Annotated in this window: 13 protein-coding genes; 2 read left to right on the plus strand and 11 right to left on the minus strand. The window is 60.7% G+C overall.

What is annotated here, in order from left to right; genetic code table 11:
• Positions 1–54 precede the first annotated feature (54 nt).
• From PseAD21_RS27710 to minC, 6 genes are all read right to left on the minus strand, one after another.
• On the minus strand, positions 55–1344 hold the full coding sequence (locus PseAD21_RS27710; RefSeq protein ID WP_102358921.1) for a M18 family aminopeptidase: 1290 nt from the start codon (positions 1342–1344) through the stop codon (positions 55–57).
• Positions 1345–1539: 195 nt separating this feature from the next.
• Positions 1540–2640, minus strand: a complete 1101-nt coding sequence (locus tag PseAD21_RS27720) for a hypothetical protein (RefSeq protein WP_102358923.1) — start codon at positions 2638–2640, stop codon at positions 1540–1542.
• Positions 2641–2689: 49 nt separating this feature from the next.
• Positions 2690–3325: an RluA family pseudouridine synthase gene (locus PseAD21_RS27725; RefSeq protein ID WP_007960625.1), complete on the minus strand. Its 636-nt coding sequence runs from the start codon at positions 3323–3325 to the stop codon at positions 2690–2692.
• Between the two features lie 91 nt (positions 3326–3416).
• Positions 3417–3671 carry a cell division topological specificity factor MinE gene (gene minE, locus PseAD21_RS27730; protein ID WP_003223146.1) on the minus strand — a complete coding sequence of 85 codons (255 nt, stop codon included), beginning with the start codon at positions 3669–3671 and terminating at the stop codon, positions 3417–3419.
• A complete protein-coding gene (gene minD / locus PseAD21_RS27735) occupies positions 3671–4483 on the minus strand; it encodes a septum site-determining protein MinD (protein ID WP_102358924.1) in 813 nt (270 codons plus the stop codon). The genes minE and minD overlap by 1 nt, the downstream gene beginning before the upstream one ends.
• A 169-nt stretch (positions 4484–4652) precedes the next feature.
• Positions 4653–5390, minus strand: coding sequence for a septum site-determining protein MinC (gene minC / locus PseAD21_RS27740; protein ID WP_025113373.1), 738 nt, complete (start codon positions 5388–5390; stop codon positions 4653–4655).
• A gap of 117 nt (positions 5391–5507) precedes the next feature.
• Between minC and PseAD21_RS27745 the strand changes: the two genes are divergently transcribed.
• The gene (locus PseAD21_RS27745) at positions 5508–6443 is read left to right on the plus strand and encodes a lipid A biosynthesis lauroyl acyltransferase (RefSeq protein ID WP_102358925.1); all 936 of its coding nucleotides are present in this window, start codon (positions 5508–5510) and stop codon (positions 6441–6443) included.
• Between the two features lie 35 nt (positions 6444–6478).
• Positions 6479–7651, plus strand: coding sequence for a patatin-like phospholipase family protein (locus PseAD21_RS27750; protein ID WP_102358926.1), 1173 nt, complete (start codon positions 6479–6481; stop codon positions 7649–7651).
• A 121-nt stretch (positions 7652–7772) separates the two neighbouring features.
• Here PseAD21_RS27750 and PseAD21_RS27755 read toward each other — a convergent pair whose 3' ends face one another.
• The 5 genes from PseAD21_RS27755 to PseAD21_RS27780 all read right to left on the minus strand — a co-directional run bounded on the left by PseAD21_RS27755 (position 7773) and on the right by PseAD21_RS27780 (position 13272).
• Positions 7773–8558 carry an outer membrane protein OmpK gene (locus tag PseAD21_RS27755; protein WP_102358927.1) on the minus strand — a complete coding sequence of 262 codons (786 nt, stop codon included), beginning with the start codon at positions 8556–8558 and terminating at the stop codon, positions 7773–7775.
• Positions 8559–8931: 373 nt separating this feature from the next.
• Positions 8932–9717 (minus strand): outer membrane protein OmpK, encoded by a 786-nt coding sequence (locus tag PseAD21_RS27760; RefSeq protein WP_102358928.1) that lies wholly within the window; start codon positions 9715–9717, stop codon positions 8932–8934.
• 158 nt (positions 9718–9875) lie between these two features.
• Positions 9876–11234, minus strand: coding sequence for a nucleobase:cation symporter-2 family protein (locus PseAD21_RS27770; RefSeq protein ID WP_102358930.1), 1359 nt, complete (start codon positions 11232–11234; stop codon positions 9876–9878).
• 166 nt (positions 11235–11400) lie between these two features.
• The gene (locus PseAD21_RS27775; protein ID WP_102358931.1) at positions 11401–12717 is read right to left on the minus strand and encodes a urate hydroxylase PuuD; all 1317 of its coding nucleotides are present in this window, start codon (positions 12715–12717) and stop codon (positions 11401–11403) included.
• Between the two features lie 51 nt (positions 12718–12768).
• Positions 12769–13272 carry an ureidoglycolate lyase gene (locus tag PseAD21_RS27780; protein ID WP_102358932.1) on the minus strand — a complete coding sequence of 168 codons (504 nt, stop codon included), beginning with the start codon at positions 13270–13272 and terminating at the stop codon, positions 12769–12771.
• Positions 13273–13335 lie beyond the last annotated feature (63 nt).

Consider the following 13335-nt stretch of genomic DNA (forward strand, 5'->3'; position numbering starts at 1 on the left):
CTCCCACAGGTTGAAATGCATTCCAATGTGGGAGCGAGCCTGCTCGCGAAGCTTTTAAGGCAGCTCGCGCGAGGAGTAGAACGCGCTCAGCACTTTGACCAGGTGTGCCAGGTCGTGGCTGCCGCACAGTTCGCGGATCGAGTGCATGGCGAAGGTCGGCAGGCCGATGTCGACGGTGCGCACGCCCAGATGGCTGGCGGTGATCGGGCCGATGGTCGAGCCGCAACCCATGTCACTGCGCACCACGAAGCTCTGCACCGGCACCTCTTCGGCCATGCACAGGTGGCGGAAGAACCCGGCGGTTTCGCTGTTGGTGGCGTAGCGCTGGTTGCTGTTGACCTTGATCACTGGGCCGGCGTTGAGTTTCGGGCCGTGGTTGGCGTCGTGCTTCTCGGCATAGTTGGGGTGTACGCCGTGGGCGTTGTCGGCCGAGACCAGCAGCGACTTCTGGATGGTCCGGACGAATTCGTCACCTTCGGGCAGCAGGCGCCGCAGGGTCTGCTCGAGCATCGGGCCGTCGGCACCGCAGGCCGAGCAGGAACCGACTTCTTCGTGGTCGTTGCACACCAGCACGCAGGTTTCTTCGGTGTCGGCGGTGAGCAGGGCTTGCAGGCCGGCGTAGCAGGACAACAGGTTGTCCAGGCGCGCACCGGCAATGAAGTCGCCGTGCAGGCCGATGATCGCCGCGCTTTGGGTATCGTAGAAACTCAGCTCGTAATCCAGCACCACGTCGGCATTCAGGCCGTGCTCGCGGGCCAGTTGATCAGTCAGTACGGCGCGAAAGTCGACGCGTTCGTCACCGGCGAACTGCGCGAGGATCGGTGGTAGCTCGGTCTGCGCATTGATCGCCCAGCCCTGGTTGGCTTCACGGTTGAGGTGAATCGCCAGGTTGGGAATGATCGCGATCGGTGCCTTGAAGTCGATCAACTGGCTTTCGACCTTGCCGTCGCGGCGGAAGGTGACGCGGCCGGCCAGCGACAGGTCGCGGTCGAACCACGGCGCCAGCAGCGCGCCGCCGTAGACTTCAACGCCCAGTTGCCAGAAGCCCTGGCGTTGCAGTTCCGGTTGCGGCTTGACCCGCAGGCACGGGCTGTCGGTGTGGGCGCCGACCAGACGGATACCGTCGTGCAGCGGCGAGTTGCGGCCCATTTTGATCGCGACAATCGAGGAGTCGTTGCGGGTGACGTAGTAGCGGCCATTGGCCTCGGTGTTCCACGGCTCGCGCTCGTCGAGGCGCACGTAACCGGCGGCCTCCAGACGCTGAACGAGGCTGGCGGTGGCGTGGAACGGGGTAGGGGAGGCCTTGAGGAAGTCGATCAGGCCTTGGTTCAACTCTTCGCGCATAAGAAGCTCCAGACAGCAATGTGCGGGAGTTTAACGCATCGGCTCAAGGCTTGGGGCATGACAATGCGGATGTTGGTTGCGAACGCAAAACCTGTGGGAGCGGGCTTGCTCGCGAAGACGGTGTATCAGCCAATGGCGCTGTGACTGACACGACGCCTTCGCGAGCAAGCCCGCTCCCACAGTGTTCCCCATGGATCAACGAGCAGCGGTCACACGCTTTTTCAGGTAGTTCATGATGACCTTTTCGTCTTCCGGTTTATTCGGGCGCGGCAGCTGTTGCGGCCAGGGGTTCTGGCTCAGCAGTTTCTTCTGACGGCTTTCGTCCCAGCGCAGAATCTCCCGCGAGGCACACTCCCACCATTCGTGTCGGCAGGCGCTGTAATACGGATCCTCGGGCGCAGCGCTTCCGTACAGCAGATCGCGACCGACCTTGCGCAACGCGCCGCTCTGATGGCGCAGCTTCCATTTGATTTTCAGGCGCTGAAAAGCCGATGGAAACGGTTTGACCCGAGGCACGTCGGTGCACAGGTCCACCAGGCGCTGACTGAACTGCTCGCCGTGCTGGGAGAAGAAGTACGTCTGCATCGCGTGGAAGAAACGTTTTTCGGCAAAATAGTGATAGACGTGTTTGCGCGCCTCCACCACCTGACGTCCGCGCATGGCGTACGACAGGGCAATCTGCTCGATGGTATGGATTTCGAAGCCGCCGAGTGTCCACTCATCGATCAGGCGGATCGACTCTTCGAACAGCGCCGAATCACGTTCGGTCACGCCGCACAAGCCGCTGTTATAGAGCTTGAAGCCGTGGTCCGGGGTCACGCCGTGGCTGCGCAGGTCGCGCCCCAGTTTTTGATAGTCGGCGCGCAGGTGTACGTCTTTCCAGTCGTACTCGAAACGATCCATCACCGAGCAGCTCGGCTCGATGAACTTGAACAGCTGGCTCGGGTGGCGGGTGAACAGGGTGTCGGTGTCGACGAACAGGGTCTTTTGCGCCCACTGCATGCCGGCCGCAATGGCGCAGGCCTTGCGTCGGTGATGATAACCGTGGGTGCCTTGCCAGCGGGTTTGGGTCGCCTCGTCCAGCAACACCGTGTCGACCGGCCAGCCGGCGTAATCCTCAGGGCGGTCGGTGAGAATACGGATGGCCGGACGCTCGCTGTTTTTGGCTTGGGACAGCGCGGTCAGGATGCTGAACTTGGCTTCGCGCCGGTACACATCCTGATTGCCGTAAATCAGGTAAAGCAACTGGTGACGAACTTTCTTGAGGGGTGTTGCCAGGGAATCAATACAACTCATCCGAAACTGAATCCTTGTCTTAACTACAGCGTTGCCATTCAGGCGGCGCTTAAAACGGTGCCGGGCATTCGAAACGCAAGCGCTCGCCGGTTTGCGGGTGGGTGAAGCTCAGCATGCTCGCGTGCAGACACAGGCGCGGCCAGGCCGCCAGGGCCTGTTCGTGGGCGTAGAGCCCGTCGCCCAGCAGCGGGTGGCCGATGGACAACATGTGCACGCGTAACTGGTGCGAACGGCCGGTGATTGGCGTCAGTTCGACGCGGCACCAGTCGCCGCAACGTTCCAGTACGCGCCAGAAGGTCAGCGCGTGTTTGCCGAATTCGTGGTCGACCACGTGCCGTGGTTTGGTCGGCGGATCGTAGCGCAGGGGCAGGTCGATGCTGCCGCTGTCCAGTTCCGGCTGACCCCAGGCCAAAGCGGTGTAGGCCTTTTCGGTTTCGCGGTCGTGAAACTGCCGCGACAGTTCGCGGTGGGTGTCGGCGTCACGGGCCAGCAGAATGATGCCGGAGGTTTCCCAGTCCAGGCGATGGACGATGCGCGCTTCCGGGTAGCCGTTTTCCTGCAGGCGGGTGATCAGGCAATCCTTGTTGTCGTCGGCGCGGCCGGGCACCGAAAGCAGCAGCGTCGGTTTGTCGACCACCAGTACGGCGGCGTCCTGATGAATGATGCGGATGTTGGACAGCGGCATTAAAACAGCCTCGTAACAAATGCCAACGGCGGCTCAGGGCCATTCCGCAATGGGAATGGCCCTGAGCCGCCGTCGTTCCTGCCGGATCGACTCAGCGATCTGGCAGGGTGATGTTGAGTTCCAGAATCGAGCAACTGCCCTGGCTTTCCAGTGCAACGTGTACGTCGTCGTTGCCGATGTTGACGTACTTGCGGATCACGTCGACCAGTTCCTTCTGCAAGGCTGGCAAGTAATCCGGCGTGCTGCGCTGGCCGCGCTCATGCGCCACGATGATCTGTAGACGCTCTTTCGCTACCGAGGCGGTACTTGGCTTTTTGTTGGCACGAAAGAAGTCAAAAAGGTTCATTACCTACCTCCAAACAGGCGCTCGAAGAATCCCTTCTTCGTAACATCGAGGAAACGATGTTCTTTTTCTTTGCCCAGCAGACGATCAACGGCATCGCTGTAGGCCTGACCGGCATCGCTCTGGTCGTCGAGAATCACCGGGACGCCCGAGTTGGAAGCTTTCAGGACCGCCTGCGACTCAGGGATGACGCCCAGCAGGGTCACTGCCAGAATTTCTTTCACGTCTTCAACACCGAGCATTTCGCCATCGCTGACGCGCTGTGGGTTGTAACGGGTCAGCAGGAGGTGTTCCTTGATCGGATCTTCGCCGTTTTCGGCGCGACGCGATTTGCTGGCCAGCAGGCCCAGCATGCGGTCGGAGTCACGTACCGAGGACACTTCCGGGTTGGTCACGATGATCGCTTCGTCGGCGAAGTACATCGCCAGGTGCGCACCTTTTTCGATGCCCGCCGGGGAGTCGCAGACCACGAAGTCGAAGTCTTCCTTCAACTGCATCAGGACTTTTTCCACGCCTTCGACGGTCAGCGCGTCTTTGTCGCGGGTCTGGCTGGCGGCCAGTACGTAGAGGTTTTCCAGGCGCTTGTCTTTGATCAGGGCCTGCTGCAGGTTGGCTTCGCCGTTGACCACGTTGACGAAGTCATACACCACGCGACGCTCGCAACCCATGATCAGGTCGAGGTTACGCAGGCCTACGTCGAAGTCGACGATCACTGTTTTGTGGCCGCGCAGAGCGAGGCCGGTACCGATAGCGGCGCTGGTGGTGGTCTTACCCACACCACCCTTGCCGGATGTAACCACGAGAATCTTGGCCAAGGTGTTTCACCCCTAAGGAAGAAGGACTTTTTAGCCCCTGAAAAACATCTCTTGAAAACTACTGCAGTCGGACAGCCTTGGCTGGAATTTGGCTTTTGGCCTTTTTCCTACTTCGTTTGAGCCGTTTTCGCTACGTTTTAGAGATGCTTGGAAAATGCGGCAGTATCCGTTAAAGCCGAATGATGTTCAACACGTCGGCCGACAGGCTGACTTGAACGCCGGAGCCCCACAGCGGATCGCGACGCAAATCTTCGGAGACCTTGTAATGCCCGGCGATGGAGATCAGTTCAGCGCTCAATTGCTGACAGAAAATCCGTGCCTTGGTGTCACCCTTCACGCCGGCCAGCGCACGGCCACGCATCGGGCCGTATACATGGATGTTGCCATCGGCCAGAAGTTCCGCCCCCGGACTGACCGAAGAAACCACGACCAAATCGCCACCCTGGGCATATATCTGTTGGCCACCACGTACTGGCGTGGTGATGACGCGGGTCGGTTTGATGGTCGGCTCGGGCGGCTTTTCCGGTTTCTTTTTGACTTCCGGTTCCGGGGCTTCCAGCGGCCGTTCACGGGCACCGGACGGCGGCAGCACCGGGATGTCGATGGCGATGGCAGCGGCGATGTCTTCGATGCGGCTCGCGCGGATTGCCAGGGTGCGCAGGCCATGCTGACGGCACACGCGCATCAGCCCGGGCAGGTCGACTGCGCCTTCGCCAGGCGGCAGTTTGTCCAGCGCCAGGACCAACGGTGCGTTGCTGAAGAAATTCGGCGCCTGGGCGACTTTGGCGGCCAGTTGCCGATCAAGGCTGTCGAGGTCGTTGCGGGACAACTCCAGCACCGTAATGGCCAGCATGCTGCCCTTCAACTGGAACACGGGATCTTGGTCTGGCGATTCGTTTTGGCTCATATCGGCATACAACGGCTTGTCACTAAAAGTGCCGAGACTTATAACGAGAACGCCCGCGAGCCGCAAGCCGGGTCGAACGATGTAGAATGCGCGGCCACTGTATTTACGGAAGCTTTAATGGATCGCCCGCGTTTTCGAAGAGCCTATCTTTCTCCCCGCTTCTGGCCGCTCTGGTGCGGTCTGGGGCTGTTGTGGCTGGTCGTGCAGTTACCGTATCCGGTTTTACTGACGATCGGTCGTGTCCTGGGCGCGTTGATGTATCGCGTGGCCGGCGACCGGCGGCGCATCGCCAAGCGCAATCTTGAGCTGTGCTTCCCGGAAAAATCCGCCGCCGAGCGCAAGCGCCTGCTCAAGGAAAACTTTGCCTCCACCGGCATCGCCTTCTTTGAAATGGCGATGAGCTGGTGGTGGTCCCGTGAGCGCCTGGCGAAACTGGCGCATGTCGAAGGGCTGGAACATTTGCAAAAAGCCCAGCGCGAAGGCAAGGGTGTGATTCTCATGGCCGCGCACTTCACCACGCTGGAAATCGGCGCAGCGCTGCTCGGCCAGCAACACACCATCGACGGCATGTACCGCGAGCACAAGAATGCGTTGTTCGACTTCGTCCAGCGTCGTGGCCGCGAGCGGCACAACCTCGACTCGCTGGCGGTGGAACGTGACGACGTGCGCGGCATGCTCAAGTTGCTGCGTTCGGGCCGGGCGATCTGGTATGCGCCGGATCAGGACTACGGCGCCAAGCAAAGCATCTTCGTGCCGCTGTTCGGCATTCAGGCGGCGACCGTGACCGCGACCACCAAGTTCGCCCGTCTGGGCAAGGCGCTGGTGGTGCCGTTCACTCAGGAGCGTCTGGCGGACGGCAGCGGTTATCGGTTGGTGATCCATCCGCCGCTGGAAGATTTCCCGGGCGAGACCGAGGAGGCCGACTGCCTGCGCATCAACCAGTGGGTGGAAAGTGCGCTGCGCGCCTGCCCTGAGCAATACTTGTGGGCGCATCGACGCTTCAAGAGCCGTCCACCGGGCGAGCCGAAGTTGTACGCCAAGCGGCGTAGTTGATCGACCCATCCCTTTAGGCACCATGGAGCGTTGCGATGAGCCCAGCTGAACCGGTCACAGGTTTGATTCTTTCCGGCGGCGGGGCTCGGGCGGCGTATCAGGTGGGGGTGCTGGCAGCGATTGCCGAATTGCTGCCGCTGGGCGCGGACAATCCGTTTCCGGTGATCGTCGGCACCTCGGCCGGGGCGATCAATGCGGTCAGCCTGGCCAGCGGCGCCACCGATTTTCGCGCCGCCATCGAACGCCTGACGCTGTTCTGGCAGGGCTTTCGCAGCCATCGGGTGTTGCGCAGCGACTGGCCCGGGGTGATTCGCCAGGCCAGCCGCTTTGTCAGTCACAGTCTGCTGGGCATGGGCCGGCACCTGCCGGTCGCGCTGCTCAACAGCTCGCCGTTGCGCGACCTGCTCAATGAAAAACTGCACATGCCCGGCATCGCCGAATCCATCGCGCGCAAGCAATTGCATGCAGTGGCGGTGACTGCGTTCGGCTACGAGTCGGGGCAGGCAGTGACCTTCTATCAGGGCGGCGGCAAGATCGATGCGTGGCTGCGCCATCGGCGGATCGGCGTGCCGGCGCAGTTGTCGGTGGACCACCTGCTCGCCAGTTCGGCGATCCCGTTGCTGTTTGCACCGGTGAAAATCGGTGAGGAATATTTCGGTGACGGCGCGGTGCGCCAATCGGCGCCGATCAGCCCGGCACTGCATCTGGGCGCGAGCCGGGTGCTGGTGGTGGGGGTCAGCGGCAACCCGCGCGGTTTCGATCCACAGCAGCCGCTGGAGCGCGCCTATACCGGGCAACAGCCGACGCTGGCGCAGATTGGTGGGCATATGCTCAACAGCACATTCATTGACAGTCTTGAGAGTGACATCGAGTTGCTGCAGCGTCTGAACCAGTTCAGTCACCTGATGCCCGAGGGCGTACCGACTCGTGAGTTGGGTGTGGCGCCGGTGGAGGTGCTGGTGATTGCGCCGAGCCAACCGATCGACGAGATTGCGGCGCGGCATCGGCAAGAGTTGCCGGCGGCATTGCGCCTGTTCTTGCGCGGCCCGGGGGCGACCAAGACCAGCGGGGCAGGGGTGTTGAGTTATCTGCTGTTCGAGTCGGGGTATTGCAGCGAACTGATCGACCTGGGACGCCGCGATGCGCTGGCCAAGCGCGAGGAGCTGTGCCGGTTTCTGGGGATCACCGAGGCGGTGGTTCCGGCCTGAGGTTTGTGCTGAAGCTATTCGCGAGCAGGCTCGCTCCCACAGGAGTTGTGGCGTTCACAAAACCCATGTGGGAGCGAGCCTGCTCGCGAAGGCGTCCATGCAGACGCCACTGACATCAGGATCAGAAGTGGAACTTCACCAGGAAGCTGGTCACGTTCTGATTGGTGGTGAAGCCACGGGAGTCTTCGATCCCGTACTTGTCTTTCCAGTAGTCGTATTCAACACCGACGTACAGCTGCTTCTCGCCGAAATGCAGGGCCTTGCCCAAGTCGTATTTGACCTGTGGGTTGAAGTGCAGGTTGGCGTGGTATTCACCTTTGCTGTTGACGTCGTTGTCGACGACCCAGTCCATGTAACCGTCGATCAGCACGTTGGAGCTGCCGACCGGGATGGTGTAGGACCAGACCGGGGTGATTTGCCAGACGTTGTCACCCGGGCGCGAACCTTCGGTATGGCGCTGGTAGAAGTTCAACTGGAAGTAGTCGAAACCCGGGATCGCCAGGTCGAAGCCTGGACCGATCAGGTACGACTCGACGTCGCCTTCACCGAACTCGTAAGTCATCGCCAGCAGCACGTCTTTGATCGGGCCGAATTCGATCTTCTGATCCAGCACCTTGCCCAGCGAGATGCGTGGCTGGAACTCACCGTAATAGGTGTTGTTGCCGACGTTGTAGTCAGGCTTGCCGTTGTAGAAGATCTTGTCGACGAACAGGAAGTTATCCCCGTATTTCCAGGCGTCGGCGTGCTCGAAAGTGACGGTCTGCTGGATCGCCGGGTTGACCTTGAAGTCCTTGCCGTAGAGGTAGGTCAGGCTGTTGTTCTGCCATTGCAGCAGGCCCTCGGCCATGGCCTGGCCGCCGGCCAACATCGATCCCGCAAGCATCAGGCTGGTGCACATACGTTTCATTCGGTTGCTCCCAAAGTAGGTGTTCCACGTTTATTTTTTTAAGATCGGCGCTCTGGTGTGGCGCCTTTTTTCGTTGCTGCAAAAGTCATCCGACCGGTCAGCTTTGATGCTGTTAGCAAGAGCTGAGCCAAGGCTTTCGAAAAGCAAAAAAACGCCCGTTCGGCTGCTGAAAAACAGTCGATTGCGCGTGTTTTCGGGATGCCTCGGTACTGACCGGGGCCGGGATAAGTTGGCCCGTTGGTCAGGAATTAAGTTCGGGCTTTTTTTTAGACCGAATTCAAGAGGCCGCGGAGAATACTGACTCCTCGGCCAGGTCTCAAGTGCCCCGCAACAGAGCACCGACGACAGGTATGGGGCACGGTTGCGGGCCATCTTAAAAGTGCACCTTCACCAGCAGGCTGGCGGTGTTCTGATTGGTGTCGAGGTTGTGGCTGCTTTCGACCCCGTACTTGTTTTTCCAGTAGCTGTATTCGGTGCCGACATACAACTGCTTGTGGCTCCAGCCCAAGGCTTTGCCCAGGTCGTATTTGATCTGCGGGTTGATATGCAGGTTGGCGTGGTAGGTGCCCCGCGAGTTCTCGTCGTTGTCGACGACCCAATCGAGGTAGCCATCGATCAGCACATCGGAATTGCCCAGGGGAACGCTGTACGACCAGCCCGGTGTGATCTGCCACACGCCGTCACCAGGACGCGGGCCTTCGGTCTGGCGCCGGAAGATGTTCAGGGTCACGTAGTTGAAAACGGGTACTTTCAGGTCGAAGCCGGGGCCGATCAGGTAGGCCTCGCTTTCACCTTCGCCGTACTCGTAGGTCATCGCCAGCAGCACGTCCCTGATCGGGCCGAATTCGATTTTCTGGTCGAAGATCTTGCCGAACGAGAAGCGTGGGGTGAATTCGCCGTAGAAGGTGTGCGGGCCTTTGTTGCGGTCTTCCTGACCGTTGTAGAAGATCTTGTCGACGAACAGGAAGTTGTCGCCGTACTTCCACTTGTCGGCGTGCTCGAACGTCATCGTCTGCTGGATCGACGGGTTGATCGCGAAGTTCTTGCCGTACAGATAGCTCAGGCTGTTGGTCTGCCACAGCAATAGATCGCCGGCCATGGCCTGACTCGCGGCCAGCAGGCCGCCACTCAACAGAACGTTGGTTTGCGTGCGAATCATCTGTTGCTCCCTCTTGTTTTTATTGTTGAGGCAGGGTGTTGCTGACCCCTGTGGGAGCGGGCTTGCTCGCGAAGGGGCGTGTCAGTCGACATCAATGCTGAGTGACACACCACTTTCGCGAGCAAGCCCGCTCCCACAAGGGCATTTTTCTGTTGCTGTCAGTGCTGGTGTGCGTGGCAGTCGTTGATGGTCGCGCGTTCGGCGCCACCAAGAATGTTGAACAGCAGGTTCAGCGTCAGCGCGCTGAGCGTGGCCATGGCGATGCCGCTGTGGGTGATCGGGCTCATCCACATCGGCAGGTGCGCGAAGAACTCCGGACGCACCACCGGGATCAGGCCCATGCCGATGCTTACCGCCACCAGCAGTTGATTACGCCGGTCACCGATGTCGGCTTCCTGGAGGATCTTGATCCCGGTCGCGGCCACCATGCCGAACATCGCAATCGCCGCACCGCCCAACACTGCTGGCGGAATCGACGCCACCAGAAACGCCGCTTTCGGCAGCAGGCTCAACACGATCAGCAGACCGCCGGCAACGATGGTCACCGAGCGGCAGCGCACGCCGGTCATCTGCACCAGGCCGATGTTCTGCGCGAACGAGGAGTGGGTGAAGGTGTTGAAGAAACCGGCAACGAACGAGGCGCCGGCATCGCACAGCAAGCCGCGACGCAGCATGCGCGGGCAGACTTCCTGGCCGGTGATCTTGCCCAGCGCCAGAAACATCCCGGTGGACTCGACGAAAATGATCACCACCACCAGGCACATCGACAGGATCGGTGCGAGTTCGAATTTCGGCATGCCGAAATGCAGCGGAGTGACGAACTGAATCCATGGCGCGTTGGCCATGCCGCTCAGGTCGACCATGCCGATCACGCCGCACAGCACGTAGCCGATGCACATGCCGATCAGTACGGAAATATTGACCCAGAAACCGCGCATGAAGCGGTGGATCAAAAGAATGGTCGCCAGCACCAGGGCGGCGATGGCCAGATAAACCGGTGAACCGAATTGCGCAGCGGCGGCACCGCCACCCGCCCAATTCACGGCCACGGGGAACAGCGACAGACCGATCGAGGTGATGACCGTGCCGGTCACCAGCGGCGGGAAGAAGCGCACGACCTTGGACATGAACGGCGCGATGAGCATGCCGAAGAATCCGGCGGCGATCGTTGCACCGAAGATCCCTTGCAGACCGATACCGGGCATGCCGGCCATGGCGACCATGCTGCCGACTGCGGCAAAACTGGCGCCCATCATCACCGGCATGCGGATACCCATGGGGCCGATCCCGAGCGACTGGACGATGGTGGCGACACCGGCGACCAGCAGGTCGGCGTTGATCAGGAAGGCAATTTCTTCACGACTCAGGCCTGCGGCCTGTCCAATGATCAGCGGCACCGCGATGGCACCACCGTACATCAGCAGAACATGTTGCAAACCGACCAGGATCAGTTGCAAAAGGGGCAAACGCTGAATGGCGGGTGCGTCGGGGATGCGCGCTTTGGACAGCTCGGACATGCAACACCTCGGATCTTTTTATTCTTGTGATTGAACAGCTGCCGGGTTGCTCACAGCTGTTTCTTTGCATCAGGTAAACCGCGTCAAGGCGATTCGCGAGCAGGCTCGCTCCCACAGGTAATGCGCGATCTCTGTGGGAGCGAGCCTGCTCGCGAAGCTTTGTTGCTTAGTTGGTCTGCGCTCCCTGGGCGATCCATGCACCGATCAGGTCACGCTCCTGCTGGGTCATCTGGGTGATGTTGCCCAGTGGCATGATCTGCGTGGTGATGGCTTGCGCCTGGATCCGCGCCGCGTTCTGGCGGATCTGCTCGGGGGTGTCGAACATCACACCGGCGGGCGCCGCGCTGAACAACGGGCTGGTCGGTTTGGCCGAATGGCAGACCGCGCAGCGTTCCTGGATCACGTTGTGCACCTTGTCGAACGCAGGGCCTGCGTTGGACGCTTGCGCGGGTGCCGCAGCAGGGGCTGCGGCTGGCGCTGCAGGTGCCGCCGCTTCAGCCGGTTTCGCGCCACCGCCCAGTGCCGTTTCCGGCAGCGGTTGGTACTCGATTTTCGCTGGAGCCTTGGCCTCGTCCGGCGCGGTCGGCATCGGCGCAGGGCCGGTGACGTACGCCAGGGTGATCATGCCCACCGCTGCCACTGGCAGGGTCCAGGCAAACTTGTGGCTGTCGTGACGGGTGTTGAAGTAGTGACGAACCAACACCGCCAACACTGCGATCCCGGCCAGGATCAACCAGTTGTACTGGCTGCCATAGGTGCTCGGGAAGTGGTTGCTGATCATGATGAACAGCACCGGCAGGGTGAAGTAGTTGTTGTGACGCGAACGCAGCAGGCCCTTGGCTGGCAGCGCCGGGTCCGGCGTGCGGTTCTCGGCGATGGCCGCGACCAGTGCACGCTGCGCCGGCATGATGATGCGGAACACGTTACCGACCATGATGGTGCCGATGATTGCGCCGACGTGCAGGTACGCACCACGACCGCTGAACACCTTGCTGAAGCCATACGCCGCGCCGATGATCAGCACGAACAGAATGAAACCCAGCAGAGCAGGGCGTTTGCCCAGGGCCGAGTCGCACAGGAAGGAGTAGATGAACCAGCCCAGGAACAGCGAGCCGATACCGATGGCCACGCCTTCAGGGCCGCTCAGTGTGCTGCCCGGAGCCAGCAGGTAGAGCGTTGGATTGGAGTAGAACACCACGCACAGCAGCGCGATCCCCGACATCCAGGTGAAGTAGGCTTCCCATTTGAACCAGTGCAGGTTCTCCGGCATCGACGGTGGGGCCAGTTTGTATTTTTCCAGGTGATAGATACCGCCGCCGTGGATCGCCCACAGATCACCGGCCAGACCGGTTTTCGGGTTGACGCGGTTGAGGTTGTTCTCCAGCCAGACAAAGTAGAACGACGCGCCGATCCAGGCCACGCCAGTGATCATGTGAACCCAGCGCACGCTCAGGTTCAGCCATTCCAACAGATGTGCTTCCACAGTCTTTACCTCTCGCCTGTCACTCTTGTTGTCGAGTGATCAGACCTTCTCTTATTGGTGGGGGGCGAGGATCAAACGCTCATCCTCTTTGAAAAAATGCTCATCGCAGTTATTGCCTGTGCCACTGCGATCAACCACCAGGAAGTCATCCCGCTTTTCGATCGTCAGCACCGGGTGGTGCCAGACGCCGCGATGGTAATTGATGCCCTGCCTGCCGTTGGTGACGAAGGCGCGGACCAAGCCTGATACAGGTACATCGCCAAGTGGCGCGACCACGATCAGAAAGGGGTTGCCGAGCAGCGGAATGAAAGCCTGGCTACCCAGCGGATGGCGTTCCAGCATGCTCACGGTCAGCGGCATGTCCTGCGCGTCGGCGCGGAAGATGCTGATGATCGCGTTGTCCTCAGGCGTAGCGGTTTCGACCGTCGCCAGTTTATGGAAGCGCATGGTCGAACCGTTGTTGATCATGAAGTGATCGCTGCCCTCGGTTTCGATGACGTCACCGAAGGGGGCGAAGGCTTCTTTGGTCAGCGGTTCAATCTGTAGTGTGCGCATGCTGTTCTTCTTTTCGTTGAGTGATCGTTCCCACGCTCCGCGTGGGAATGCAGCCCGTGACGC

The organism is Pseudomonas sp. AD21 (assembly GCF_002878485.1).
Classification (GTDB): domain Bacteria; phylum Pseudomonadota; class Gammaproteobacteria; order Pseudomonadales; family Pseudomonadaceae; genus Aquipseudomonas.

Excerpts from the sequence above, each read along its gene's own strand:
- PseAD21_RS27710 (WP_102358921.1), bottom strand. The coding sequence starts at position 1,344 with ATGCGCGAAGAGTTGAACCAAGGCCTGATCGACTTCCTCAAGGCCTCC.
- PseAD21_RS27720 (WP_102358923.1), bottom strand. The coding sequence starts at position 2,640 with ATGAGTTGTATTGATTCCCTGGCAACACCCCTCAAGAAAGTTCGTCAC.
- PseAD21_RS27725 (WP_007960625.1), bottom strand. The coding sequence starts at position 3,325 with ATGCCGCTGTCCAACATCCGCATCATTCATCAGGACGCCGCCGTACTG.
- minE (WP_003223146.1), bottom strand. The coding sequence starts at position 3,671 with ATGAACCTTTTTGACTTCTTTCGTGCCAACAAAAAGCCAAGTACCGCC.
- minC (WP_025113373.1), bottom strand. The coding sequence starts at position 5,390 with ATGAGCCAAAACGAATCGCCAGACCAAGATCCCGTGTTCCAGTTGAAG.
- PseAD21_RS27745 (WP_102358925.1), top strand. The coding sequence starts at position 5,508 with ATGGATCGCCCGCGTTTTCGAAGAGCCTATCTTTCTCCCCGCTTCTGG.
- PseAD21_RS27750 (WP_102358926.1), top strand. The coding sequence starts at position 6,479 with ATGAGCCCAGCTGAACCGGTCACAGGTTTGATTCTTTCCGGCGGCGGG.
- PseAD21_RS27755 (WP_102358927.1), bottom strand. The coding sequence starts at position 8,558 with ATGAAACGTATGTGCACCAGCCTGATGCTTGCGGGATCGATGTTGGCC.
- PseAD21_RS27760 (WP_102358928.1), bottom strand. The coding sequence starts at position 9,717 with ATGATTCGCACGCAAACCAACGTTCTGTTGAGTGGCGGCCTGCTGGCC.
- PseAD21_RS27770 (WP_102358930.1), bottom strand. The coding sequence starts at position 11,234 with ATGTCCGAGCTGTCCAAAGCGCGCATCCCCGACGCACCCGCCATTCAG.
- PseAD21_RS27780 (WP_102358932.1), bottom strand. The coding sequence starts at position 13,272 with ATGCGCACACTACAGATTGAACCGCTGACCAAAGAAGCCTTCGCCCCC.